Source organism: Streptococcus pseudopneumoniae (genome assembly GCF_001070815.1).
Lineage (GTDB): Bacteria > Bacillota > Bacilli > Lactobacillales > Streptococcaceae > Streptococcus > Streptococcus pseudopneumoniae_P.
The window spans coordinates 1-23819 of sequence record NZ_JVLX01000044.1; the positions used below are offsets into that span (position 1 = coordinate 1).

General features: G+C 40.6%; 22 protein-coding genes and 1 tRNA gene. 20 read left to right on the forward strand and 3 right to left on the reverse strand.

The features are described from left to right. The first annotated feature begins 134 nt into the window (after window positions 1–134). Window positions 135–1469 carry an Nramp family divalent metal transporter gene (locus ADG81_RS05055; RefSeq protein WP_000094601.1) on the forward strand — a complete coding sequence of 445 codons (1335 nt, stop codon included), beginning with the start codon at window positions 135–137 and terminating at the stop codon, window positions 1467–1469. Between the two features lie 78 nt (window positions 1470–1547). On the opposite strand, the gene ADG81_RS05060 is transcribed toward ADG81_RS05055, so the two are convergent. Further along, window positions 1548–1635 (reverse strand) — tRNA-Ser (locus tag ADG81_RS05060). Between the two features lie 161 nt (window positions 1636–1796). On the opposite strand from ADG81_RS05060, the gene ADG81_RS05065 reads away from it, so the two are divergent. The 4 genes from ADG81_RS05065 (at window position 1797) to ADG81_RS05080 (ending at window position 7786) form a co-directional block, all read left to right on the forward strand. After that, a complete protein-coding gene (locus tag ADG81_RS05065) occupies window positions 1797–2537 on the forward strand; it encodes a DeoR/GlpR family DNA-binding transcription regulator (RefSeq protein ID WP_049551091.1) in 741 nt (246 codons plus the stop codon). Further along, on the forward strand, window positions 2534–3445 hold the full coding sequence (pfkB, locus tag ADG81_RS05070) for a 1-phosphofructokinase (RefSeq protein ID WP_049551092.1): 912 nt from the start codon (window positions 2534–2536) through the stop codon (window positions 3443–3445). The genes ADG81_RS05065 and pfkB overlap by 4 nt, the downstream gene beginning before the upstream one ends. After that, window positions 3442–5394 carry a fructose-specific PTS transporter subunit EIIC gene (locus ADG81_RS05075; protein WP_049551093.1) on the forward strand — a complete coding sequence of 651 codons (1953 nt, stop codon included), beginning with the start codon at window positions 3442–3444 and terminating at the stop codon, window positions 5392–5394. Before pfkB ends, ADG81_RS05075 begins: the two co-directional genes overlap by 4 nt. A gap of 88 nt (window positions 5395–5482) precedes the next feature. Then, window positions 5483–7786 (forward strand): DNA translocase FtsK, encoded by a 2304-nt coding sequence (locus ADG81_RS05080; RefSeq protein WP_080978045.1) that lies wholly within the window; start codon window positions 5483–5485, stop codon window positions 7784–7786. 44 nt (window positions 7787–7830) lie between these two features. Here ADG81_RS05080 and ADG81_RS05085 read toward each other — a convergent pair whose 3' ends face one another. Further along, window positions 7831–8262 (reverse strand): DUF6556 family protein, encoded by a 432-nt coding sequence (locus ADG81_RS05085; RefSeq protein ID WP_024057333.1) that lies wholly within the window; start codon window positions 8260–8262, stop codon window positions 7831–7833. A 138-nt stretch (window positions 8263–8400) separates the two neighbouring features. Here ADG81_RS05085 and ADG81_RS05090 point away from each other — a divergent pair, with 138 nt between their 5' ends. The 9 genes from ADG81_RS05090 to ADG81_RS05130 all read left to right on the forward strand — a co-directional run bounded on the left by ADG81_RS05090 (window position 8401) and on the right by ADG81_RS05130 (window position 17416). Then, a complete protein-coding gene (locus ADG81_RS05090) occupies window positions 8401–9543 on the forward strand; it encodes a cysteine desulfurase family protein (RefSeq protein WP_049551095.1) in 1143 nt (380 codons plus the stop codon). An 8-nt stretch (window positions 9544–9551) separates the two neighbouring features. Then, the gene (thiI, locus tag ADG81_RS05095; protein ID WP_049551096.1) at window positions 9552–10766 is read left to right on the forward strand and encodes a tRNA uracil 4-sulfurtransferase ThiI; all 1215 of its coding nucleotides are present in this window, start codon (window positions 9552–9554) and stop codon (window positions 10764–10766) included. Window positions 10767–10902: 136 nt separating this feature from the next. Continuing rightward, complete coding sequence (locus ADG81_RS05100) at window positions 10903–11727, forward strand: alpha/beta hydrolase (protein ID WP_049551097.1); 825 nt, start codon at window positions 10903–10905, stop codon at window positions 11725–11727. A 20-nt stretch (window positions 11728–11747) separates the two neighbouring features. Further along, window positions 11748–12488, forward strand: a complete 741-nt coding sequence (locus ADG81_RS05105; RefSeq protein WP_000546802.1) for an esterase family protein — start codon at window positions 11748–11750, stop codon at window positions 12486–12488. Between the two features lie 12 nt (window positions 12489–12500). After that, on the forward strand, window positions 12501–13667 hold the full coding sequence (locus ADG81_RS05110) for an ATP-grasp domain-containing protein (protein ID WP_049551098.1): 1167 nt from the start codon (window positions 12501–12503) through the stop codon (window positions 13665–13667). Window positions 13668–13822: 155 nt separating this feature from the next. After that, entirely contained in the window at window positions 13823–14728 is a 906-nt protein-coding gene (gene gla / locus ADG81_RS05115; RefSeq protein ID WP_049551099.1) for an aquaglyceroporin Gla, read from the forward strand. Between the two features lie 125 nt (window positions 14729–14853). Continuing rightward, the gene (locus tag ADG81_RS05120; RefSeq protein WP_049551100.1) at window positions 14854–15579 is read left to right on the forward strand and encodes a CppA family protein; all 726 of its coding nucleotides are present in this window, start codon (window positions 14854–14856) and stop codon (window positions 15577–15579) included. Further along, window positions 15576–16511 (forward strand): serine hydrolase domain-containing protein, encoded by a 936-nt coding sequence (locus ADG81_RS05125; RefSeq protein WP_049551101.1) that lies wholly within the window; start codon window positions 15576–15578, stop codon window positions 16509–16511. Before ADG81_RS05120 ends, ADG81_RS05125 begins: the two co-directional genes overlap by 4 nt. Before the next feature lie 8 nt (window positions 16512–16519). Continuing rightward, complete coding sequence (locus ADG81_RS05130; protein WP_049551102.1) at window positions 16520–17416, forward strand: DMT family transporter; 897 nt, start codon at window positions 16520–16522, stop codon at window positions 17414–17416. A gap of 41 nt (window positions 17417–17457) precedes the next feature. Here the strand turns inward: ADG81_RS05130 and ADG81_RS05135 are convergent, their stop codons facing one another. After that, entirely contained in the window at window positions 17458–18156 is a 699-nt protein-coding gene (locus ADG81_RS05135; protein ID WP_049551103.1) for a GntR family transcriptional regulator, read from the reverse strand. A 141-nt stretch (window positions 18157–18297) separates the two neighbouring features. Between ADG81_RS05135 and guaA the strand changes: the two genes are divergently transcribed. The 6 genes from guaA to ADG81_RS05165 all read left to right on the forward strand — a co-directional run bounded on the left by guaA (window position 18298) and on the right by ADG81_RS05165 (window position 23815). Continuing rightward, window positions 18298–19860, forward strand: coding sequence for a glutamine-hydrolyzing GMP synthase (guaA, locus tag ADG81_RS05140; protein ID WP_000065710.1), 1563 nt, complete (start codon window positions 18298–18300; stop codon window positions 19858–19860). Between the two features lie 366 nt (window positions 19861–20226). After that, window positions 20227–21513 carry a peptidase U32 family protein gene (locus tag ADG81_RS05145; RefSeq protein ID WP_049551104.1) on the forward strand — a complete coding sequence of 429 codons (1287 nt, stop codon included), beginning with the start codon at window positions 20227–20229 and terminating at the stop codon, window positions 21511–21513. Between the two features lie 313 nt (window positions 21514–21826). Then, window positions 21827–22027 (forward strand): F0F1 ATP synthase subunit C, encoded by a 201-nt coding sequence (locus ADG81_RS05150; protein WP_001054560.1) that lies wholly within the window; start codon window positions 21827–21829, stop codon window positions 22025–22027. A 33-nt stretch (window positions 22028–22060) separates the two neighbouring features. Then, entirely contained in the window at window positions 22061–22771 is a 711-nt protein-coding gene (atpB, locus tag ADG81_RS05155; protein ID WP_000392870.1) for a F0F1 ATP synthase subunit A, read from the forward strand. Window positions 22772–22784: 13 nt separating this feature from the next. Further along, on the forward strand, window positions 22785–23279 hold the full coding sequence (gene atpF / locus ADG81_RS05160) for a F0F1 ATP synthase subunit B (RefSeq protein ID WP_020902744.1): 495 nt from the start codon (window positions 22785–22787) through the stop codon (window positions 23277–23279). Then, the gene (locus tag ADG81_RS05165; RefSeq protein ID WP_049551105.1) at window positions 23279–23815 is read left to right on the forward strand and encodes a F0F1 ATP synthase subunit delta; all 537 of its coding nucleotides are present in this window, start codon (window positions 23279–23281) and stop codon (window positions 23813–23815) included. Before atpF ends, ADG81_RS05165 begins: the two co-directional genes overlap by 1 nt. Window positions 23816–23819 lie beyond the last annotated feature (4 nt).

A 23819-nucleotide genomic window follows, 5' to 3' on the forward strand; every position in this document is an offset into this window, starting at 1 on the left:
GGTGCCTTAAGAAAAATAATGAAAAAACTAAATGTTTTTCATATAGTTTTCATTGTTTTAATAGTTTAAAGTCAATCTTATTTTTCTCTAATAGAAAATAATGAAAAAGTAGGTTTAGAAAGAGGTAAGTATCTATGTCTTCTCATAAAAAAGTGTCACTCTCTGAGATTAATCAATCTATCGATACTCCAAATAACAATCATTTCTGGCAAAATTTAAATGCCTTTTTAGGTCCGGGTGCTCTTGTCGCAGTTGGTTATATGGATCCAGGAAACTGGATTACCAGTGTAGTCGGTGGTGCTTCCTATAAGTATAGTCTCTTGTTTGTTATCTTGATTTCATCTCTCATTGCCATGCAACTTCAGCAGATGGCAGGAAAGCTTGGTATTGTAACCCAGATGGACCTGGCTCAAGCAACGGCTCATCATTCACCTAAATGGCTTCGTTATAGTCTATGGGTGATTTTAGAATTAGCCTTGATGGCGACAGATCTGGCAGAAGTTCTAGGTTCAGCGATTGCTCTCAATCTTCTCTTTAAGATTCCGATTATGATAGCAATTCTCTTGACCGTGTTGGATGTTTTTCTCTTATTGCTTCTGATGAAATTTGGCTTTAAGAAGATTGAAGCTATTGTGACAACACTGATTTTAACCATTCTAGCAATTTTTACCTATCTGGTAGCTTTGTCACATCCAAGCTTCCAAGGAATCGTTGAGGGTTATCTACCGAATGCAACCTTATTTGAAAGTCCCTTGCCAGGTCATGAAAGTCAATTAACTTTAGCTCTGGGAATTGTAGGTGCGACGGTTATGCCTCATAACCTCTATTTGCATTCTTCCTTGTCACAAACTCGGAAAATCAATCACAAGGACAAGAATGATGTTCGAAAAGCCGTGCGCTTTATGACCTGGGATTCAAATCTCCAATTATCCTTGGCCTTTGTGGTTAACTCCCTTCTATTAATTCTCGGGGCGGCTCTCTTTTTCGGCCATGCATCTGAGATTTCTGCCTTCTCTCAAATGTATAATGCCTTGCAGGATTCTACTATTGCAGGAGCTATAGCTAGCTCGACCTTATCAACCTTGTTTGCCTTGGCTTTATTAGCCAGTGGTCAAAATTCGACAATTACGGGTACCTTGACTGGACAAATCGTTATGGAAGGTTTCTTGCATATGAGATTACCTCAATGGTTCATTCGTTTGGCAACTCGTCTCTTTGCCTTGTTGCCTGTCATGATTGTAGCGGTTCTGTTTGGTCATCAGGAAAAAACATTAGATCAGTTATTGGTTTATTCACAAGTCTTTCTTTCGATTGCTCTTCCATTTTCAATCTTCCCACTGATTTATCTAACTTCTAAGAAATCACTGATGGGAGAATTTACCAATGCCAAATGGAATACCATCCTTGGCTATATCGTTTCCATTATCTTAACAATTCTCAATGTGAAATTGTTATTTGATATTTTCTAAGAAATTCACCCGAGTTATAAAACAAGCATATAAGAAAAAAGATACCCAAGATTTCTTGGGTATCTTTTTTAAAATAAACGGAAGACATGGGATTCGAACCCACGCACGCTGTTACACGCCTACCGCGTTTCCAACACGGCCTCTTAAGCCTCTTGAGTAATCTTCCAATACTTACTCAAATAGTCTACCATAAAGGCCCCTATCTTGCAATAAAAATTCTAGAAATAAGAAAAATGATAGATTTTGAAAGAAAATGACAAAAAATGCTTGACTTTGAAAGAAAGTGTGATAGAATGAATAGTGTAAACGATAACAGGAGGTGATTCAGTGTTAAAAACAGAGCGGAAACAACTGATTTTAGAGGAGTTAAATCAACATCATGTAGTTTCTCTAGAAAAATTAGTTAGTTTGCTAGAGACCTCAGAATCAACGGTTCGAAGAGACTTGGATGAGTTGGAAGCGGAAAACAAGCTTCGTCGCGTGCATGGTGGAGCAGAATTGCCCCATTCCTTGCAGGAAGAAGAAACCATTCAAGAAAAATCTGTCAAAAACCTTCAAGAAAAGAAGTTGCTGGCTCAGAAAGCAGCCTCTCTCATTAAGGAACAAGATGTCATCTTTATCGATGCTGGAACAACAACTGCTTTTTTGATCCATGAATTGGTCAATAAGAATATTACTGTTGTGACAAATTCGATTCACCATGCCGCACAGTTGGTTGAAAAGCAGATTCCAACTGTCATGGTTGGAGGAAGTGTCAAGATGGCAACAGATGCTAGCATCGGGGGCGTTGCTCTTAACCAGATTAACCAATTGCACTTTGACCGTGCCTTTATCGGGATGAATGGTGTGGACGATGGCTATTATACGACTCCTGATATGGAGGAGGGAGCTGTTAAGCGTGCTATTTTAGAAAATGCCAAACAGACCTATGTCTTGGTGGATTCGTCAAAAATTGGACAAACTTGCTTTGCTAAGGTAGCTCCACTCAAACGAGCTATTGTTATCACAAGTAAAGGGCATGAGCTCTTGCAGGCTATTAAGGAGAAAACGGAGGTAATAGAAGTATGATTTATACAGTCACACTCAATCCATCCATTGACTATATCGTTCGTTTGGACCAAGTCCAAGTCGGTAGTGTCAATCGAATGGATAGTGATGATAAGTTTGCTGGAGGGAAAGGAATCAATGTCAGTCGTGTCTTGAAACGCTTGGATATTCCAAATACAGCGACTGGATTTATCGGAGGTTTTACTGGTAAATTTATCACAGATACTTTGGCTGATGAAGCAATCGAGACACGTTTTGTCCAAGTGGCAGAAGATACTCGTATCAATGTCAAGATCAAAGCAGACCAAGAGACAGAAATCAACGGAACGGGTCCAAACGTGGAATCGACTCAGTTAGAAGAGTTGAAAGCTATTTTGTCTAGTTTGACTGCAGAAGATACAGTTGTGTTTGCGGGTTCAAGTGCTAAAAACTTAGGAAATGTCATCTACAAGGATTTGATTGCCTTGACACGCCAGACGGGTGCACAAGTAGTCTGTGACTTTGAAGGACAGACCTTGATTGATAGTTTGGACTACCAGCCACTTTTGGTTAAACCAAACAATCACGAACTTGGAGCTATCTTTGGAGTGAAACTTGAAAGTTTAGATGAAATCGAGAAATATGCTCGAGAATTGCTGACTAAAGGTGCCCAAAACGTCATTATCTCTATGGCTGGGGACGGTGCCCTTCTTGTCACATCTGAGGGAGCTTACTTTGCTAAACCAATCAAGGGAACAGTTAAAAATTCAGTTGGAGCTGGTGACTCTATGGTTGCTGGATTTACAGGTGAATTTGTCAAATCAAAAGACGCAGTAGAAGCCTTCAAATGGGGAGTGGCTTGCGGAACGGCAACCACCTTCTCAGATGACTTGGCAACGGCAGAATTTATTAAAGAAACATATGAAAAAGTTGAGGTAGAAAAACGATGAAAATTCAAGACCTATTGAGAAAAGATGTCATGTTGCTGGATTTGCAGGCAACTGAAAAAACAGCTGTCATCGAAGAGATGATTAAAAGTTTGACAGACCACGGTTATGTGACAGATTTTAAAACATTTAAAGAAGGTATTTTGGCACGTGAAGCTTTGACTTCTACTGGTTTAGGAGACGGTATAGCAATGCCTCACAGCAAAAACGCTGCTGTTAAAGAAGCGACTGTTCTCTTTGCCAAGTCGAACAAGGGTGTTGACTATAAGAGTTTGGATGGGCAAGCAACTGATCTTTTCTTTATGATTGCAGCTCCAGAAGGTGCTAACGACACTCACTTAGCAGCCTTGGCAGAATTGTCTCAATACCTGATGAAAGATGGTTTTGCTGACAAACTTCGTAATGTAATATCAGCAGACCAAGTTATCGAACTTTTTGATCAAGCTTCAGAAAAAACTGAAGAGCCTGTTCAAGAGCCTGCCAATAACTCTGGTGACTTTATCGTAGCTGTTACAGCTTGTACAACAGGTATTGCCCACACTTACATGGCCCAAGAAGCTCTTCAAAAAGTGGCTGCTGAAATGGGTGTTGGGATCAAGGTTGAAACCAACGGTGCTAGCGGCGTTGGAAACCAACTAACTGCTGAAGACATCCGCAAGGCTAAAGCTGTTATCATCGCAGCAGACAAGGCTGTTGAGCTGGATCGTTTTGATGGCAAACCTTTGATCAATCGTCCAGTGGCTGACGGTATCCGTAAAACGGAAGAATTGATTAACTTGGCTCTATCAGGAGATGCTGAAGTTTACTGTGCCGCTAATGGTGTAAAAGCTGCAACAGCCTCTAACGAAAAACAAAGCCTTGGTGGTGCCTTCTACAAACACTTGATGAGTGGTGTATCGCAAATGTTGCCATTTGTTATTGGTGGTGGTATCATGATTGCCCTTGCCTTCTTGATTGACGGTGCTTTGGGTGTTCCAAATGAAAACCTTGGCAATCTTGGTTCTTACCATGAGTTAGCTTCTATGTTCATGAAAATTGGTGGTGCAGCCTTTGGCTTGATGCTCCCAGTCTTTGCAGGTTATGTTGCCTACTCTATCGCTGAAAAACCAGGTTTGGTAGCAGGTTTCGTGGCTGGTGCTATTGCTAAAGAAGGTTTTGCCTTTGGTAAAATTCCTTATGCTGCAGGTGGTGAAGCAACTTCAACTCTTGCAGGTGTCTCATCTGGTTTCCTAGGTGCCCTTGTTGGTGGATTTATAGCAGGTGCCTTGGTTCTTGCTATCAAGAAATACGTTAAAGTTCCTCGTTCACTTGAAGGTGCTAAATCAATCCTTCTCTTGCCACTTCTTGGAACAATCTTGACTGGATTTGTTATGCTAGCTGTGAATATCCCAATGGCAGCAATCAACACTGCTATGAATGACTTCCTAGGCGGTCTTGGAGGAGGCTCAGCTGTCCTTCTTGGTATTGTCCTTGGTGGAATGATGGCTGTTGACATGGGTGGACCAGTAAATAAAGCAGCCTATGTCTTTGGTACAGGTACGCTTGCAGCAACTGTTTCTTCAGGTGGTTCTGTAGCCATGGCAGCAGTTATGGCTGGAGGAATGGTGCCACCGCTTGCCATCTTTGTCGCAACTCTTCTTTTCAAAGATAAATTTACTAAGGAAGAACGTAACTCAGGTTTGACAAACATCATCATGGGCTTGTCATTCATCACTGAGGGAGCGATTCCATTTGGTGCAGCTGACCCAGCTCGTGCGATTCCAAGCTTCATACTTGGTTCAGCAGTAGCAGGTGGCCTTGTTGGTCTTACTGGTATTAAACTCATGGCACCACACGGAGGAATCTTCGTTATCGCCCTTACTTCAAATGCCCTTCTTTACCTCGTTTCTGTCTTGGTAGGAGCAATCGTAAGTGGTGTGGTCTATGGTTACCTACGCAAACCTCAAGCATAAAACTTAGATACAAAATGAAAAGATTGGACCGTTTGGTGCAGTCTTTTTATCTTTCCGAAATGCCTGTGAAATATGGTATAATAGAAGAATGGCAAACAAGAATACAAGTAAAACAAGACGGAGACCGTCTAAAGCAGAACTCGAAAGAAAAGAAGCGATTCAACGAATGTTGATTTCGTTGGGAATCGCGATTTTATTGATTTTTGCAGCCTTCAAATTAGGGGCTGCAGGTATAACCCTTTACAATCTAATTCGCTTGCTAGTAGGTAGCCTAGCTTATCTGGCAATATTTGGTATCCTGCTCTACCTCTTCTTTTTCAAGTGGATTCGAAAACAGGAAGGACTCTTATCAGGATTTTTCACCATATTTGCTGGCTTGCTCCTGATTTTTGAGGCCTACTTAGTTTGGAAATATGGTTTGGGCAAGTCCGTTCTAAAAGGAACCATGGCTCAGGTTGTGACTGATTTGACTGGTTTTCGAACGACCAGTTTTGCTGGAGGTGGCTTGATTGGGGTTGGACTCTATGTGCCAACAGCCTTTCTCTTCTCAAATATCGGTACTTACTTTATTGGTTCTATCTTGATTTTAGTGGGTGCCCTCCTAGTCAGTCCTTGGTCTGTTTACGATATTGCTGAATTTTGCAGTAAAGGCTTTGCCAAATGGCGGGAAGGGCATGAGCGTCGAAAAGAGGAACGTTTTGTCAAACAAGAAGAAAAAGCTCGCCAAAAGGCTGAGGAAGAGGCTAGATTAGAAAAAGAAGAGGCTGAAAAAGCCTTACTCGATATGCCTCCTGTTGATATGGAAACGGGTGAAATTCTGACAGAAGATGTTGTGCTTGACGTTCCACCTGTTCCAGAAGAAGAGTGGGTAGAACCAGAGATCATCTTGCCTCAAGCTGAACTTGAATTCACTGAACAGGGAGATGGCTCTGATGTCGAAGATGTTCAGGTCGATTTTTCAGCAAAGGAAGCCCTTGAATACAAACTTCCAAGCTTACAACTCTTTGCCCCAGATAAACCAAAAGACCAGTCGAAAGAGAAGAAAATCGTTCGTGAAAACATCAAAATCCTAGAAGAAACTTTTGCTAGTTTTGGTATTAAGGTAACGGTTGAACGGGCTGAAATTGGGCCGTCAGTGACCAAGTATGAAGTCAAGCCAGCAGTCGGTGTACGGGTTAACCGCATTTCCAATCTAGCAGATGACCTCGCTCTAGCCTTGGCAGCCAAGGATGTCCGGATTGAGGCTCCAATACCTGGTAAATCCTTAGTCGGGATTGAGGTTCCTAACTCTGAGATTGCGACGGTATCCTTCCGCGAACTATGGGAACAATCTCAAACGAAAGCAGAAAATCTCTTAGAAATTCCTCTAGGAAAGGCAGTTAATGGCACCGCAAGAGCTTTTGACCTTTCCAAGATGCCCCACTTGCTAGTTGCAGGTTCAACGGGTTCAGGGAAGTCAGTAGCTGTTAACGGCATTATCGCTAGCATCCTCATGAAGGCGAGACCTGACCAAGTTAAATTTATGATGGTCGATCCCAAGATGGTTGAGTTGTCTGTTTACAATGATATTCCCCACCTCTTGATTCCAGTCGTGACCAATCCACGTAAGGCCAGCAAGGCTTTGCAAAAGGTCGTGGATGAAATGGAAAATCGTTATGAACTCTTTGCCAAGGTGGGAGTTCGGAATATTGCAGGTTTTAATGCCAAGGTAGAAGAGTTTAATGCTCAGTCTGAGTACAAGCAGGTTCCGCTACCACTCATTGTTGTAATTGTGGATGAGTTGGCTGACCTTATGATGGTAGCCAGCAAGGAAGTGGAAGATGCTATCATTCGTCTCGGACAGAAGGCACGTGCTGCCGGCATCCACATGATTCTTGCAACCCAGCGTCCATCTGTTGATGTTATCTCTGGTCTGATCAAGGCCAATGTCCCATCTCGAGTGGCTTTTGCGGTATCATCAGGTACAGACTCGCGCACCATCTTGGATGAAAATGGAGCTGAGAAACTGCTTGGTCGAGGAGATATGCTCTTTAAACCAATCGATGAAAATCATCCAGTTCGTCTCCAAGGATCCTTTATCTCGGATGATGATGTTGAACGCATCGTAAACTTTATCAAGGCTCAGGCAGATGCGGACTACGATGAGAGTTTTGATCCAGGTGAGGTTTCTGAAAATGAAGGAGAATTTTCAGATGGTGAATCTGGTGGTGACCCGCTCTTTGAAGAAGCCAAGGCTTTGGTCATTGAGACCCAGAAAGCCAGCGCATCTATGATTCAGCGTCGTTTGTCAGTTGGATTTAACCGTGCGACCCGCCTTATGGAAGAACTTGAGATGGCAGGTGTCATTGGCCCAGCTGAAGGTACCAAACCAAGAAAAGTTTTACAACAATAAAAAAATAGCTTCTTTCCAAGTTTGGAGGGAAGCTATTTTACTGGCTATTGATTACTTTTATTTTCTGAAGTTGGAGTATTATTGGACTGTTTTTCATTATCAGCGGCAGGTTTACTTGGAGTAGGAGTAGAAGAATCCTGAGTTGCTGCTTTCTGCTCTTCTTTTTTCTCTTCCTTGACGCTAGATTTTGGTGTTTCCTCTTGCTGTGTTTTTTCTTGAGAAGTGTTATTTTCCTTATTGGGACTAGTGTTTTCCTGAGGGGATTCCTTTTGAATTTCTTTGACAATTGTTGTCGTCTGGCTTGTCGTAGGTTCTTTTTTAGTATTTTTATTATTATCCAAGGCGTTCATGATAGTGATACTTGCAGTAATTAAGCCAAGGATACTACCGATAGTGGCAACAGTTTTTTGAAAGACCGTAAAGCCTTTTTTGATGTGTTCTGTTTTTGGTTTTGAAGTTCTACGATAATTAGACATATATTCTCTCCTTTAATTAAAATTTATTATACCGCATTTCTTTAAAAAAATCTTAAAAAAAGAGGAATTGCCCTTTCTTGTCGCAGACTCCGTTTCATGATACAATAGAAGGAGTGATTTTAGAAAGCGTGAGAAAACATGATTTACTTTGATAATTCGGCGACGACCAAGCCCTATCCTGAAGCCCTTGAAACTTATATGCAGGTCGCTTCAAAAATTTTAGGAAATCCATCTAGTCTCCATCGTTTGGGAGACCAGGCAACACGAATCTTAGATGCTTCTCGCCAACAGATTGCAGATTTAATCGGTAAGAAAAGCGATGAAATCTTCTTTACTTCTGGTGGGACAGAAGGAGATAACTGGGTCATCAAGGGTGTGACCTTTGAAAAGGCTCAGTTTGGAAAACACATCATTGTATCAGCCATTGAACATCCGGCAGTCAAAGAGTCAGCCCTCTGGTTGAAAAGTCAAGGATTTGAAGTAGATTTTGCTCCAGTTGATAACAAAGGATTTGTAGATGTTGAAGCGTTATCAGATTTGATAAGACCTGATACGACCCTCGTTTCCGTCATGGCTGTGAACAATGAAATCGGTTCTGTTCAGCCCATTGAGGCTATTTCAGAACTATTGGCAGACAAGCCAACTATTTCCTTCCACGTTGATGCGGTTCAGGCACTTGCCAAGATTCCGACTGAAAAGTATCTGACAGAACGAGTGGATTTTGCGACTTTCTCTAGTCACAAGTTTCACGGAGTTCGAGGTGTTGGATTTGTCTATATCAAGTCTGGCAAGAAGATTACGCCTCTGTTGACTGGTGGTGGTCAGGAGCGTGATTATCGTTCAACAACTGAAAATGTGGCAGGAATTGCAGCGACAGCCAAGGCTCTCCGTTTGTCTATGGAAAAGCTAGGTTTCTTTACTAGCAAGACTGGGCAGATGAAGGCAGTGATTCGCCAAGCCCTTCTGGACTATCCAGATATTTTTGTCTTTTCAGATGAGGAAGACTTTGCCCCTCATATTCTGACTTTTGGAATCAAGGGTGTTCGTGGTGAAGTCATCGTTCACGCCTTTGAAGACTATGATATTTTTATCTCAACGACCTCTGCTTGTTCGTCAAAGGCAGGAAAACCAGCCGGAACCCTGATTGCTATGAGAGTGGACAAGGATAAGGCCCAGTCAGCTGTACGTTTAAGCCTAGACCTTGAAAATGATATGAGTCAGATTGAGCAGTTTTTGACCAAGTTAAAATTGATTTACAATCAAACTAGAAAAGTAAGATAGGAGCATTCATGCAATATTCAGAAATTATGATTCGTTACGGTGAGCTGTCAACCAAGGGTAAAAACCGTATGCGTTTCATCAATAAACTTCGCAATAATATTTCAGACGTTTTGTCTATCTATCCCCAAGTTAAGGTAACGGCAGATCGTGACCGTGCCCACGCTTACCTCAATGGAGCAGATTACACAGCAGTAGCAGAATCGCTCAAACAAGTTTTTGGAATTCAAAACTTTTCCCCTGTTTATAAGGTTGAAAAATCTGTAGAAGTTCTGAAGTCTGCTGTTCAAGAGATTATGAAAGATATCTACAAGGAAGGCATGACCTTTAAAATCTCTAGCAAGCGTAGCGACCACACCTTTGAACTTGATAGTCGTGAACTCAACCAAACACTTGGAGGGGCTGTATTCGAAGCCATTCCAAATGTGCAAGCTCAAATGAAAAGTCCTGATATCAATCTCCAAGTGGAGATACGTGAAGAAGCAGCCTATCTTTCTTATGAAACCATTCGTGGGGCAGGTGGATTACCAGTGGGAACTTCAGGTAAGGGGATGCTTATGTTGTCAGGAGGGATTGACTCACCTGTAGCAGGTTATCTTGCTTTGAAACGTGGAGTGGATATTGAGGCTGTTCATTTTGCCAGCCCACCTTACACCAGTCCTGGAGCCCTTAAAAAAGCCCAAGATTTGACCCGTAAATTGACCAAGTTTGGGGGAAATATTCAGTTTATCGAAGTACCTTTCACAGAGATTCAAGAGGAAATTAAGGCCAAGGCGCCAGAAGCCTATCTCATGACCTTGACGCGTCGTTTTATGATGCGAATTACAGATCGTATTCGTGAGGTACGAAATGGTTTAGTTATCATCAATGGGGAAAGCCTAGGTCAAGTAGCCAGCCAAACCTTGGAGAGCATGCAGGCTATCAATGCAGTTACCAACACTCCCATCATCCGTCCAGTTGTGACAATGGATAAGTTGGAAATCATTGACATTGCTCAGGAAATTGACACCTTTGAAATTTCTATCCAGCCTTTTGAAGACTGTTGTACCATTTTTGCACCTGACCGTCCTAAGACCAATCCTAAGATTAAAAATGCAGAACAGTATGAAGCACGTATGGATGTTGAAGGTTTGGTTGAGCGAGCAGTGGCTGGAATCATGATTACTGAGATTACACCGCAGGCTGAAAAAGATGAAGTGGATGACTTGATTGATAATCTCCTCTAATCAGAAAATCCAGAAGAATTTAGAAAAATAGATGAAAAAGTTAGTTTTTAATTCCAAAAATGGAAGCAAAACTAACTTTTTTTCTATAATTGTGATATAATAAAATAAAATTTTGAATATAGAGAGTTTTCTGACAATGAATCAATCCTACTTTTATTTAAAAATGAAAGAACACAAACTCAAGGTTCCTTATATAGGTAAGGAGCGCCGTGTGCGTGTTCTTCTGCCTAAAGATTATGAGAAAGACACGGATCGTTCCTATCCTGTTGTTTACTTTCATGACGGGCAAAATGTTTTTTATAGCAAGGAGTCTTTCATTGGCCATTCATGGAAGATTATCCCAGCTATTAAGCGTAATCCTGATATCAGTCGCATGATTGTCGTTGCCATTGACAATGATGGTATGGGGCGAATGAATGAGTATGCGGCTTGGAAGTTCCAAGAATCTCCTATCCCAGGGCAGCAGTTTGGCGGTAAGGGTGTGGAGTATGCCGAGTTTGTCATGGAGGTGGTCAAGCCTTTTATCGATGAAACTTATCGTACAAAAGCAGACCGCCAGCATACAGCCATGATTGGTTCCTCATTAGGAGGGAATATTACCCAGTTTATCGGTTTGGAATACCAAAATCAAATTGGTTGTCTAGGTGTCTTTTCATCTGCTAACTGGCTCCACCAAGAAGCTTTTAATCGCTATATCGAGCGCAAGAAACTATCGCCTGACCAGCGCATTTTCATCTATGTAGGAACAGAAGAAGCAGATGATACAGACAAGACCTTGATGGCTGGCAATATCAAACAAGCCTATATCGACTCGTCGCTTCGCTATTATCATGATTTGATTGCTGGGGGAGTTCATCTGGATAATCTTGTCTTGAAAGTTCAGTCTGGTGCTATCCATAGCGAGATTCCATGGTCGGAAAATTTACCAGACTGTCTGAGATTTTTTGCAGAGAAATGGTAAGTTAGGAAAGGAGAAAGCCAATGCATATTGAAAACCTTAGCCACTGGAGTGGCCACCTCAACCGTGAAATGTATCTCAACCGTTATGGACATGCTGGGATTCCAGTTGTGGTCTTTGCTTCATCAGGTGGGAGTCACAACGAATACTATGATTTTGGCATGATTGATGCCTGTGCTTCCTTTATCGAGGAAGGCCGTGTTCAGTTCTTTACCCTATCTAGTGTTGACAGTGAGAGCTGGTTGGCCACTTGGAAAAATGGTCACGACCAAGCAGAGATGCACCGTGCCTATGAACGCTATGTGATTGAGGAAGCCATTCCTTTTATCAAGCATAAGACAGGTTGGTTTGATGGCATGATGACGACAGGGTGCTCCATGGGCGCATACCATGCTGTCAATTTCTTTCTCCAACATCCAGATGTCTTTACCAAGGTGATTGCTCTCAGTGGTGTTTACGATGCACGTTTCTTTGTCGGAGATTACTACAATGATGATGCCATTTACCAAAACTCGCCAGTAGATTATATCTGGAATCAGAACGACGGTTGGTTTATCGACCGTTACCGTCAGGCAGAGATTGTGCTTTGTACGGGGCTTGGTGCCTGGGAACAAGACGGTTTACCATCTTTCTACAAGCTCAAAGAAGCCTTTGACCAGAAACAAATTCCAGCCTGGTTTGCTGAATGGGGACATGATGTCGCCCATGACTGGGAATGGTGGCGCAAACAAATGCCTTATTTCCTTGGAAATCTCTATTTATAAAAGGAGTTACCTATGAATTACCTTGTTATTTCTCCCTACTATCCTCAAAATTTTCAACAGTTTACCATTGAACTAGCTAATAAAGGCATCACAGTCTTGGGAATTGGCCAAGAACCATACGAGCAATTGGATGAACCTTTACGCAATAGCCTGACTGAGTATTTCCGTGTTGACAATCTTGAAAATATAGATGAAGTCAAACGTGCAGTTGCTTTTCTCTTTTATAAACATGGCCCAATTGACCGTATCGAGTCCCACAATGAATATTGGTTAGAGTTGGACGCAAGTCTTCGTGAGCAATTCAATGTTTTTGGTGCCAAACCAGAGGATCTCAAAAAGACAAAATTTAAGTCTGAAATGAAGAAACTGTTCAAAAAAGCAGGTGTCCCTGTGGTACCTGGAGCTGTTATCAAAACTGAAGCGGATGTGGATCAAGCTGTGAATGAAATTGGCCTTCCAATGATTGCCAAACCTGACAATGGAGTGGGAGCAGCCGCGACCTTTAAGCTTGAAACAGAAGACGATATCAATCACTTCAAGGCTGAGTGGGATCATTCAACTATTTATTTCTTTGAGAAATTTGTCACTTCCAGTGAAATCTGCACTTTTGATGGTCTTGTGGACAAGGATGGTAAAATTGTCTTTTCAACAACCTTTGACTACGCCTATACACCGCTTGATCTCATGATTTATAAGATGGACAATTCTTATTACGTTCTCAAGGATATGGATCCCAAATTACGTAAATATGGTGAGGCAATTGTCAAAGAATTTGGTATGAAAGAACGGTTCTTCCATATCGAGTTCTTCCGCGAGGGAGACGATTACATCGCTATTGAGTACAACAACCGCCCTGCAGGTGGATTCACTATCGATGTTTATAATTTTGCTCATTCCTTGGACCTCTATCGTGGATATGCATCCATTGTCGCAGGAGAAGAGTTCCCAGCGTCAGACTTTGAACCTCAGTATTGTTTGGCTACATCACGTCGTGCAAATGCTCATTATGTCTATTCTGAGGAGGACTTGCTTGCTAAATACAACCAGCAGTTCAAGGTTAAGAAAATCATGCCAGCAGCCTTTGCAGAACTTCAAGGAGATTACCTTTATATGCTAACAACTCCGAGTCGACAAGAAATGGAGCAGATGATTGCAGATTTCGGACAACGTCAAGAATAGGATATGAAGACTTAACAAGCTTTATTTGTTAAGTCTTTTTAAATTCCCTGAATAAAAGCGTTTTCCCAGTTAATCTTTTAGAAAACATATTGCTAAAAGATATAAAAATTGATAGAATAAGGATTGTCTAAAAAATTTTAAGGAGAATCTATCAAATGGATTTCACATGGGCAATTAAATATGCCACTGAATTTTTGGCCACTGCTATTTTGATCATTCTTGGAAATGGTGCAGTTGCCAACGTTGAACTTAAAGGTACGAAAGGTCATCAAAGTGGCTGGATCGTTATCGCTGTTGGTTATGGTATGGGGGTTATGATTCCAGCCTTGATGTTTGGTAACGTATCAGGTAACCACATCAACCCAGCCTTCACTCTTGGACTTGCGATTAGCGGTCTTTTCCCTTGGGCACAAGTAGCGCCTTATATCCTTGCACAAGTTTTGGGTGCTATCTTTGGTCAAGCTTTGGTTGTGGCAACACACCGCCCATATTACTTGAAAACTGAAAATCCAAACAATATCTTGGGTACTTTCTCAACCATTTCAAGTTTGGATAATGGTACAAAAGAAGCACGTTTCGCAGCAACTGTTAATGGTTTTGTAAACGAGTTTGTTGGTTCATTTGTTCTTTTCTTTGCAGCTCTTGGAATGACTAAAAACTTCTTTGGTGCTGAACTAGTATCAAAAGCACAAGCTGCTATCAATGCTCAAGTTGCACAAGCAACTACTCAAGGTCAAACAATTCCTCAAGAACAAGTAACAGCAGCACTTGACCAAGCTAAAGAACAAGTGGCACCATTTATGACATCTGGTCTTGGAATTGCTCACTTGGCACTTGGATTCCTTGTTATGGCCTTGGTAACTTCACTTGGTGGACCTACAGGACCTGCCTTGAACCCAGCCCGTGACTTGGGACCACGTCTCCTTCATGCTTTCCTTCCAAAATCAGTTCTTGGTGAGCACAAAGGTGATTCAAAATGGTGGTACTCTTGGGTACCAGTAGTAGCACCGATCGCAGCAGCAATTGCGGCAGTAGCTATCTTCAAATTCCTTTACCTATAAGACATTGAAACCGGGGAAATCCTCGGTTTTTTTATATGAAATTTTTACGAAAAATCGGTAAATTTGAGCATAATATCTTGTAAAAAATTCTAAAATCCTTTAAAATAAAAGAGTTGGAGGAATTTATGAATGTAAATCAAATTGTACGGATTATTCCTACTTTAAAAGTTAATAATAGAAAATTAAATGAAACATTTTATATTGAAACCCTTGGTATGAAGGCCTTGTTAGAAGAGTCGGCCTTTCTGTCACTAGGCGACCAAACAGGTCTTGAAAAGCTGGTTTTAGAAGAAGCTCCAAGTATGCGTACTCGTAAGGTAGAGGGAAGAAAAAAGCTGGCTAAACTGATTGTCAAGGTGGAAAATCCCTTAGAAATAGAAGGACTCTTATCTAAAACAGATTCGATTCATCAATTATATAAAGGTCAAAATGGCTATGCTTTTGAAATTTTCTCACCAGAAGATGATTTGATTTTGATTCACGCGGAAGATGATAGAGCAAGTCTAGTAGAAGTAGGAGAAAAGCCTGAATTTCAAACAGATTTGGAATCAATTTCTTTGAGTAAGTTTGAGATTTCTATGGAATTACATCTCCCAACTGATATCGAAAGTTTCTTGGAAACATCTGAAATTGGGGCATCACTTGATTTTATCCCAGCTCAGGGGCAGGATTTGACTGTGGACAATACGGTTACTTGGGACTTATCTATGCTCAAGTTCTTGGTTAATGAATTAGACATAGCAAGTCTTCGCAAGAGGTTTGAGTCTACTGAATATTTTATTCCTAAGTCTGAAAAATTCTTCCTTGGTAAAGATCGAAATAATGTTGAATTGTGGTTTGAAGAAGTATGAAGTGGACCAAGATTATTAAAAAAATAGAAGAACAAATCGAGGCAGGGATTTATCCCGGAGCCTCTTTTGCGTATTTTAAGGACAATCAATGGACGGAGGTCTATTTAGGACAGAGTGACCCAGAGCATGACTTGCAGACCGAGGCAGGACTAGTTTATGACTTAGCCAGTGTCAGCAAGGTTGTTGGGGTTGGGACAGTTTTTGCTTTTTTGTGGGAAAAAGGCAAATTAGATATTGACAGTCCTGTAACCGATTTTTTACCTGAGAGTGATTATCCAGACATCACTATTCGCCAGCTCTTAACCCATGCTACAAATCTTGATCCGTTTATTCCCAATCGTGATCTTTTAACAGCCTCAGAATTAAAGGAAGCGATGTTTCATCTCAATAGACGAAATCAGCCAGCCTTTCTTTATTCGGATGTCCATTTTTTGCTGTTAGGTTTTATCTTGGAAAGAATCTTTGATCAAGACTTGGATGTGATTTTACAAGAACAAGTCTGGAAACCTTGGGAAATGACGGAAACTCAATTTGGACCTGTTGAGCTTGCTGTTCCAACAGTCAGAGGTGTGGAGGCCGGTATGGTACATGATCCCAAGGCTCGCCTGCTGGGCAGACATGCAGGTAGTGCTGGTTTGTTTTCGACTGTAAAGGATTTACAAATCTTTTTAGAACACTATTTAGCAGATGATCTTGCAAGGAATTTGAGTCAAAATTTTTCTCCTTTGGATGACAAGGAACGTTCTTTGGCATGGAATTTGGAAGGAGATTGGCTAGACCATACGGGCTATACAGGTACCTTTATCATGTGGAATCGCCAGAAGCAAGAAGCGGCTATTTTCCTATCGAATCGTACCTATGAAAAGGATGAGAGGGCTCAATGGATTTTAGACCGTAATCAAGTGATGGACTTGATTCGTAAAGAAGAGTAAGGAGAGACATGTCAAATAGTTTAAAAGGGACTCTATTAACAGTTGTGGCTGGTATTGCTTGGGGCTTGTCTGGAACGAGTGGCCAATACCTGATGGCACACGGAATTTCGGCTCTAGTTTTGACCAACTTGCGTCTTTTAATCGCTGGTGGGATTCTCATGCTCTTAGCTTATGCTACTGCAAAGGATAAAATGCTGGTCTTTTTAAAGGATAGAAAGAGCTTGCTGTCTCTTCTTATTTTTGCTCTAATTGGCCTCTTCCTCAATCAATTTGCCTATCTAACTGCTATTCAGGAAACCAATGCAGGTACCGCGACTGTGCTTCAGTATGTTTGTCCTGTCGGGATTTTGATTTATAGCTGTATCAAGGATAAGGTGGCGCCGACACTGGGAGAGATTATTTCAATCATATTAGCCATTGGAGGGACCTTCCTGATCGCCACTCATGGGCAGTTGGACCAGTTATCCATGACACCTTCTGGCTTATTCTGGGGGCTCTTTTCTGCTCTGACTTACGCACTTTATATCATTTTACCCATAGCCTTGATTAAGAAGTGGGGGAGTAGTTTGGTTATTGGTGTGGGAATGGTCATAGCAGGTTTGGTTGCCCTTCCTTTTACAGGGGTTCTACAGACTGCTATCCCAACTAGTCTTGATTTTCTCCTTGCATTTGCAGGTATTATTCTTATCGGGACTGTCTTTGCCTATACAGCTTTTCTAAAAGGAGCCAGTTTGATTGGGCCGGTCAAGTCAAGTTTGTTGGCTTCAATTGAGCCAATTTCGGCTGTTTTCTTTGCCTTCTTAATCATGAATGAACAATTTTATCCCATTGACTTTCTTGGTATGGCAATGATATTGTTTGCTGTAACTCTGATTTCTCTGAAAGATTTACTCTTAGAAAAATAAAAAAACTCTTTGTCCGTGACAGAGAGTTTTTGCTTAGAAATCTAGTTATTCTCAAGATAAAATTCAAAGCGTTCGCCTACATATTGGCTTTTTACGTATTCAAAAGCTGTCCCATCTTCTAGGTAAGAAACCTGAGTCAGTCCAAGAATAGCATGTCCTTTTTCAACTTCCAAATAGTGGGCAATTTTTTCTTTAGCGAGACGAGCATAGATGGTCTGCTGTGATTTGCCGATACGATAGCCGTGTTTTTGCAGAGTCTGGAAGAAATGACTGGTGATTTCTTCTTTCTTAAAATCCTTAATGAATTTTTCAGGAATAGAAGCAACTTCATAAACCAGAGGGACTTGGTCGGCATAGCGAACACGCTCCATTCGGATAATATTTTCTGTAGGAGAAATTCTTAGCTTGGCAACTTCCTGCTCATTGGGAATGGTTTTTCTGTAGGAAATGAGTTGACTAGAGGGTACTTTACCTTGGGACTTAACAATTTCAGTAAAACTGGTTGTTCCTCGCATCTTTTCTTGTACCCGAGTACTGGACACAAAGGTGCCACTTCCTACACGTCGCTCGAGAACGCCTTCTTCGACCAAGAGGGAAATTGCTTGGCGGAGGGTCATCCGACTGACCTCGAACTGCTCTGCTAAATCTCTTTCACTGGGAAGTCTCTCCCCAATAGCCCAACGGTGCTCGTCAATATCCTTTTTAATCTGATCATGGATTTTCATATAAGCGGGTAGCATATTTTTCACTTCATTTCTATCTTTTCTCTATTGTACCTCAATAAACTAGAAAAAGTCAAACTTCGCCTTGTTTAGTTGGTAATTCGCCCTTATTTGTGATAGAATATTGAAAAAAGATATTTCTTTTGAGAAAGGAAAAAGATGAGCAACATTTCAACTGATTTGCAAGATGTAGAAAAAATCATCGTATTGGACTATGGTAGCCAATACAACCAGCTGATTTCACGCCGTATCCGTGAGATTGGTGTTTTTTCAGAGCTAAAGAGTCATAAAATTTCAGCTGCTGAAGTTCGTGAAATCAATCCGGTAGGAATCATCCTTTCAGGTGGTCCAAACTCTGTATACGAAGATGGTTCATTCGATATTGACCCAGAAATTTTCGAACTTGGAATTCCAATTTTGGGAATCTGTTATGGTATGCAGTTGTTGACCCATAAACTTGGAGGAAAAGTTGTTCCTGCAGGTGATGCTGGAAATCGTGAATATGGTCAATCAACCCTAACTCACACACCATCAGCTCTTTTTGAATCAACACCTGATGAGCAGACTGTTTTGATGAGCCATGGTGATGCAGTTACTGAAATTCCTGCTGACTTTGTTCGTACAGGTACATCAGCTGACTGCCCATACGCAGCCATCGAAAACCCAGATAAACACATTTACGGTATCCAATTCCACCCAGAAGTTCGTCATTCTGTATACGGAAATGATATCCTTCGTAACTTTGCCCTTAACATTTGTAAGGCTAAAGGTGATTGGTCAATGGATAACTTTATTGATATGCAGATCAAAAAAATCCGTGAAACAGTTGGAGATAAACGTGTCCTTCTTGGCCTATCAGGTGGAGTTGACTCATCTGTAGTTGGAGTTCTTCTCCAAAAGGCTATTGGCGATCAATTGATCTGTATCTTTGTAGACCACGGTCTTCTTCGTAAAGGAGAAGCAGACCAAGTTATGGACATGCTTGGTGGTAAGTTTGGTTTGAATATCGTCAAAGCAGATGCTGCAAAACGTTTCCTTGATAAGCTTGCAGGAGTTTCAGATCCTGAGCAAAAACGTAAAATCATCGGTAATGAATTTGTGTATGTATTCGATGACGAAGCAAGCAAGCTCAAAGATGTGAAATTCCTTGCTCAAGGTACCTTATATACAGACGTTATCGAGTCTGGTACAGATACAGCTCAAACTATCAAGTCACACCACAACGTGGGTGGTCTTCCAGAAGACATGCAGTTTGAATTGATCGAACCACTCAACACTCTCTATAAAGACGAAGTTCGTGCTCTTGGTACAGAGCTTGGTATGCCAGACCATATCGTATGGCGCCAACCATTCCCAGGACCAGGCCTTGCTATCCGTGTCATGGGAGAAATTACTGAAGAGAAACTAGAGACTGTTCGTGAGTCAGACGCTATTCTGCGTGAGGAAATTGCCAAAGCTGGCCTTGACCGCGATATTTGGCAATATTTCACTGTTAACACAGGCGTTCGCTCAGTTGGGGTTATGGGTGACGGTCGTACTTATGACTACACGATTGCAATCCGTGCTATTACCTCTATCGATGGTATGACAGCTGACTTTGCAAAGATTCCTTGGGAAGTTCTTCAAAAGATTTCTGTACGTATCGTAAACGAAGTAGACCATGTTAACCGCATCGTCTACGATATTACAAGTAAACCACCTGCAACAGTTGAGTGGGAATAGTCATCTAAGGACTAATTTATGTAGTTTAACGAGCCAGTATCTTTGAATACTGGTTTTTTACTTTATCTAGATTTTTGATTACTTGTTAAAACTGGGTGAATTTTCGATAGTTTATCAGCCATTATGAAAATCAAAGATCAAGCTAGGAAGGCAGCAGAAGGTTGCTCAAAGCACTACTTTAAGGTTGTAGATAAGACTGACGAATATATAATCCAAGGTGAAGCTGACCTGGTTTGAAGAGATTTTTGAAGAGTATTAAAAGATTAGAATTGTCAAAACAATCTGTCTAGGCTTGATTTTATGGCTTATTTACTATAAAATGAGAAGGAAAAACGTCAAACTTTTATATTGCAAATAGGAGAAAACATGATAAAAACATTAAAACGTCCTGAGGTTTTATCACCTGCAGGAACTTTAGAGAAGCTAAAAGTAGCTGTTCAATATGGAGCAGATGCTGTCTTTATCGGTGGTCAGGCCTATGGTCTTCGTAGCCGTGCCGGAAACTTTACTTTCGAACAGATGGAAGAAGGCGTACAGTTTGCGGCTAAGTACGGTGCTAAAGTCTATGTAGCTGCCAATATGGTTATGCACGAAGGAAATGAAGCTGGTGCTGGTGAGTGGTTCCGTAAACTGCGTGATATCGGGATTGCAGCAGTTATCGTATCTGACCCAGCTTTGATTATGATTGCAGCGACTGAAGCACCAGGTCTTGAAATCCACCTTTCTACCCAAGCAAGTGCGACTAACTATGAAACACTTGAGTTCTGGAAAGAACTGGGCTTGACTCGTGTCGTTTTGGCGCGTGAGGTTTCAATGGAAGAATTGGCAGAAATTCGCAAACGCACAGATGTTGAGATTGAAGCCTTTGTCCATGGAGCAATGTGTATTTCCTACTCAGGTCGTTGCACACTTTCAAACCACATGAGTATGCGTGATGCTAACCGTGGTGGTTGTTCTCAGTCTTGTCGTTGGAAGTACGACCTTTACGATATGCCATTTGGTCAAGAACGCAAGAGTTTGAAAGGTGAGATTCCTGAAGAATTTTCAATGTCAGCTGTTGATATGTCAATGATTGACCATATCCCGGATATGATTGAAAATGGTGTGGACAGTCTAAAAATCGAAGGACGTATGAAGTCTATTCACTACGTATCAACAGTAACCAACTGCTACAAGGCTGCTGTTGATGCTTATCTAGAAAGTCCAGAAAAATTTGAAGCTATCAAACAAGATTTGGTGGACGAGATGTGGAAGGTTGCCCAACGTGAATTAGCAACAGGTTTCTACTATGGTACACCATCTGAAAATGAGCAGTTGTTTGGTGCTCGTCGTAAAATTCCTGAGTATAAGTTTGTCGCTGAAGTGGTTGCTTATGATGATGCGACACAAACAGCGACTATTCGTCAACGGAACGTTATTAACGAAGGCGATCAAGTTGAGTTTTATGGTCCAGGTTTCCGTCATTTTGAAACGTATATCGAAAATTTACATGATGCCAAAGGCAATAAAATAGACCGCGCTCCAAATCCAATGGAACTCTTGACAATCAAAGTCCCACAACCTGTTCAAGCTGGAGACATGGTTCGAGCTCTTAAAGAAGGTCTCATCAATCTTTATAAGGAAGATGGAACTAGCGTCACAGTGCGTGCTTAATAAACATGTAGGAGATGAAAGCTTTCTAGTTGCTTTCCCTTTAATCCTACTTACTAAAGAACCTTAGGTTAAAGAAAATATATTAATTTCCATCCGAGATTTCATCTCGGATTTTTCATTATTTTTCAGAAAGACCTAGATAATAGACGGATTTATTACAAGTTTTTTCCAAAGTTTTCTATATAATAGACTTAAAAATAGTAAAATTGTAAATAATTTTCATTAAACGCTTTCAATGTAAGTAAAAAGTTGACAAATCCAATTTTTAGGACTAAACTAAGTAAGTAAATTTTAATTAAAAGGAGAATTCGTCATGAATTTAACATTTTTCGGTCTATGTCTTGCCTGTATGGGTGTATCTCTTGGTGAAGGTATGTTGATGAACGGTTTGTTGAAATCAGTTGCTCGCCAACCAGATATCATCTCAGAACTACGTAGTTTGATGATCCTAGGGGTTGCCTTTATTGAAGGTACTTTCTTCGTTACTCTTGTCTTTTCATTTATCATCAAATAAAAGAAGTATAAATTGAAAAAGGGAGGATTTTAGATGGAAGAAAGTATTAATCCAACCATCAATATTGGTCCTGTTACCTTTAATTTAACCATAGTAGTTTTGACTTTGTTGACTGTAGCACTTATTTTTGGCTTTATTTATTGGGCAACTCGAAATATGACTTTGAGACCCACAGGAAAACAAAATGTATTAGAGTATTTATTTGATTTTGTTGTTGGATTTACAAAATCAAACCTTGGTCCAATGATAAAGGATTATTCTCTCTTTTATTTCTGTTTATTCCTATTTATGGCCATTGCAAATAATATTGGCTTAATGGCTAGAATTCAGACTACAGATGGTGTAAATCTTTGGACCTCACCAACAGCAAATTTGTCATTTGACTTGGTCTTGTCTTTTACAATTATCTTAATGACACACGTAGAAGGAATTCGTCGTCGTGGAATCAAAAAGTATTTAAAAGCATTTGTAACACCAGGTTTTATGACACCAATGAATCTTTTGGAAGAAGTTACCAATCTCCTTTCACTTGCATTGCGGGTCTTTGGTAATATCTTTGCAGGGGAAGTGATGGCAAGTATGTTAGTCCTACTTTCTCATCAGGCCTTCTATTGGTATCCTATTGCTTTTGGAACAAATCTAATCTGGACTGCATTTTCTGTTTTTATTTCTTGTGTACAAGCATATGTATTTACATTGTTATCTTCAATGTACCTAGGAAATAAAATTAATGATGAAGAATAGAAAGGAGTAGTTTATGAATGTAACAGTAGGTGAATTACTTGGTGATTTTATACTAATCGCTGGTTCCTTTATTCTCTTGCTAGTCTTGGTTAAGAAATACGCTTGGTCAAATTTGGCTAGCATTTTCGAACAAAGAGCAGAAAAAATTGCAGCAGATATTGACGGAGCTGAACAAGCACGTCAAAAAGCAGAAGTATTGGCTCAGAAACGCGAAGATGAATTGGCTGGTAGCCGTAAAGAAGCTAAGACAATCATTGAGAATGCGAAAGAAACAGCTGAGAAAAGCAAAGCTAGTATTTTAGCAGATGCTAAGCTAGAAGCAGGACGCTTGAAAGAAAAAGCAAACCAAGAAATTGCTCAAAATAAAGCTGAAGCTTTACAAAGCGTTAAGGGTGAGGTAGCAGATTTGACAATCAGCTTGGCTGGTAAAATCATCTCACAAAACCTTGACGGTCATGCCCATAAAGAACTCATTGATCAGTATATCGATCAGTTAGGAGAAGCTTAATGGACAAGAAAACAGTAAAGGTAATTGAAAAATACAGCATGCCTTTTGTCCAATTGGTTTTAGAAAAAGGAGAAGAAGACCGTATCTTTTCAGACTTAGCTCAAATCAAGCAAGTTGCTGAAGAAACAGGTTTACCTTCTTTTTTAAAAAAAGTGGCAGTAGACGAGTCTGACAAGGAAAAAACGATTTCTTTCTTCCAAGACTCAGTGTCACCTTTATTGCAAAACTTTATCCAGGTTCTTATCTACAATCACAGAGCAAATCTTTTTTATGATATTCTTGTAGATTGTTTGAACCGACTTGAAAAAGAAACAAATCGATTTGAAGTGACGATTACGTCAGCTCATCCTTTAACAGATGAACAGAAGAGTCGTTTGCTCCCTTTGATTGAGAAAAAAATGTCTCTCAAAGTAAGGAGTGTAAAAGAACAAATCGATGAAAGTCTTATTGGTGGTTTTGTCATTTTTGCCAATCACAAGACAATTGATGTGAGTATTAAACAACAACTTAAAGTTGTTAAAGAAAATTTGAAATAGAAAG

Coding starts and splice junctions, on each gene's coding strand:
- ADG81_RS05130 (WP_049551102.1), top strand. CDS start 16,520: ATGTCAAATAGTTTAAAAGGGACTCTATTAACAGTTGTGGCTGGTATT.
- gla (WP_049551099.1), top strand. CDS start 13,823: ATGGATTTCACATGGGCAATTAAATATGCCACTGAATTTTTGGCCACT.
- guaA (WP_000065710.1), top strand. CDS start 18,298: ATGAGCAACATTTCAACTGATTTGCAAGATGTAGAAAAAATCATCGTA.
- ADG81_RS05125 (WP_049551101.1), top strand. CDS start 15,576: ATGAAGTGGACCAAGATTATTAAAAAAATAGAAGAACAAATCGAGGCA.
- ADG81_RS05165 (WP_049551105.1), top strand. CDS start 23,279: ATGGACAAGAAAACAGTAAAGGTAATTGAAAAATACAGCATGCCTTTT.
- ADG81_RS05080 (WP_080978045.1), top strand. CDS start 5,483: ATGGCAAACAAGAATACAAGTAAAACAAGACGGAGACCGTCTAAAGCA.
- ADG81_RS05145 (WP_049551104.1), top strand. CDS start 20,227: ATGATAAAAACATTAAAACGTCCTGAGGTTTTATCACCTGCAGGAACT.
- thiI (WP_049551096.1), top strand. CDS start 9,552: ATGCAATATTCAGAAATTATGATTCGTTACGGTGAGCTGTCAACCAAG.
- ADG81_RS05075 (WP_049551093.1), top strand. CDS start 3,442: ATGAAAATTCAAGACCTATTGAGAAAAGATGTCATGTTGCTGGATTTG.
- ADG81_RS05110 (WP_049551098.1), top strand. CDS start 12,501: ATGAATTACCTTGTTATTTCTCCCTACTATCCTCAAAATTTTCAACAG.
- atpF (WP_020902744.1), top strand. CDS start 22,785: ATGAATGTAACAGTAGGTGAATTACTTGGTGATTTTATACTAATCGCT.
- ADG81_RS05150 (WP_001054560.1), top strand. CDS start 21,827: ATGAATTTAACATTTTTCGGTCTATGTCTTGCCTGTATGGGTGTATCT.
- ADG81_RS05120 (WP_049551100.1), top strand. CDS start 14,854: ATGAATGTAAATCAAATTGTACGGATTATTCCTACTTTAAAAGTTAAT.
- atpB (WP_000392870.1), top strand. CDS start 22,061: ATGGAAGAAAGTATTAATCCAACCATCAATATTGGTCCTGTTACCTTT.
- pfkB (WP_049551092.1), top strand. CDS start 2,534: ATGATTTATACAGTCACACTCAATCCATCCATTGACTATATCGTTCGT.
- ADG81_RS05055 (WP_000094601.1), top strand. CDS start 135: ATGTCTTCTCATAAAAAAGTGTCACTCTCTGAGATTAATCAATCTATC.
- ADG81_RS05090 (WP_049551095.1), top strand. CDS start 8,401: ATGATTTACTTTGATAATTCGGCGACGACCAAGCCCTATCCTGAAGCC.
- ADG81_RS05105 (WP_000546802.1), top strand. CDS start 11,748: ATGCATATTGAAAACCTTAGCCACTGGAGTGGCCACCTCAACCGTGAA.
- ADG81_RS05085 (WP_024057333.1), bottom strand. CDS start 8,262: ATGTCTAATTATCGTAGAACTTCAAAACCAAAAACAGAACACATCAAA.
- ADG81_RS05135 (WP_049551103.1), bottom strand. CDS start 18,156: ATGCTACCCGCTTATATGAAAATCCATGATCAGATTAAAAAGGATATT.
- ADG81_RS05100 (WP_049551097.1), top strand. CDS start 10,903: ATGAATCAATCCTACTTTTATTTAAAAATGAAAGAACACAAACTCAAG.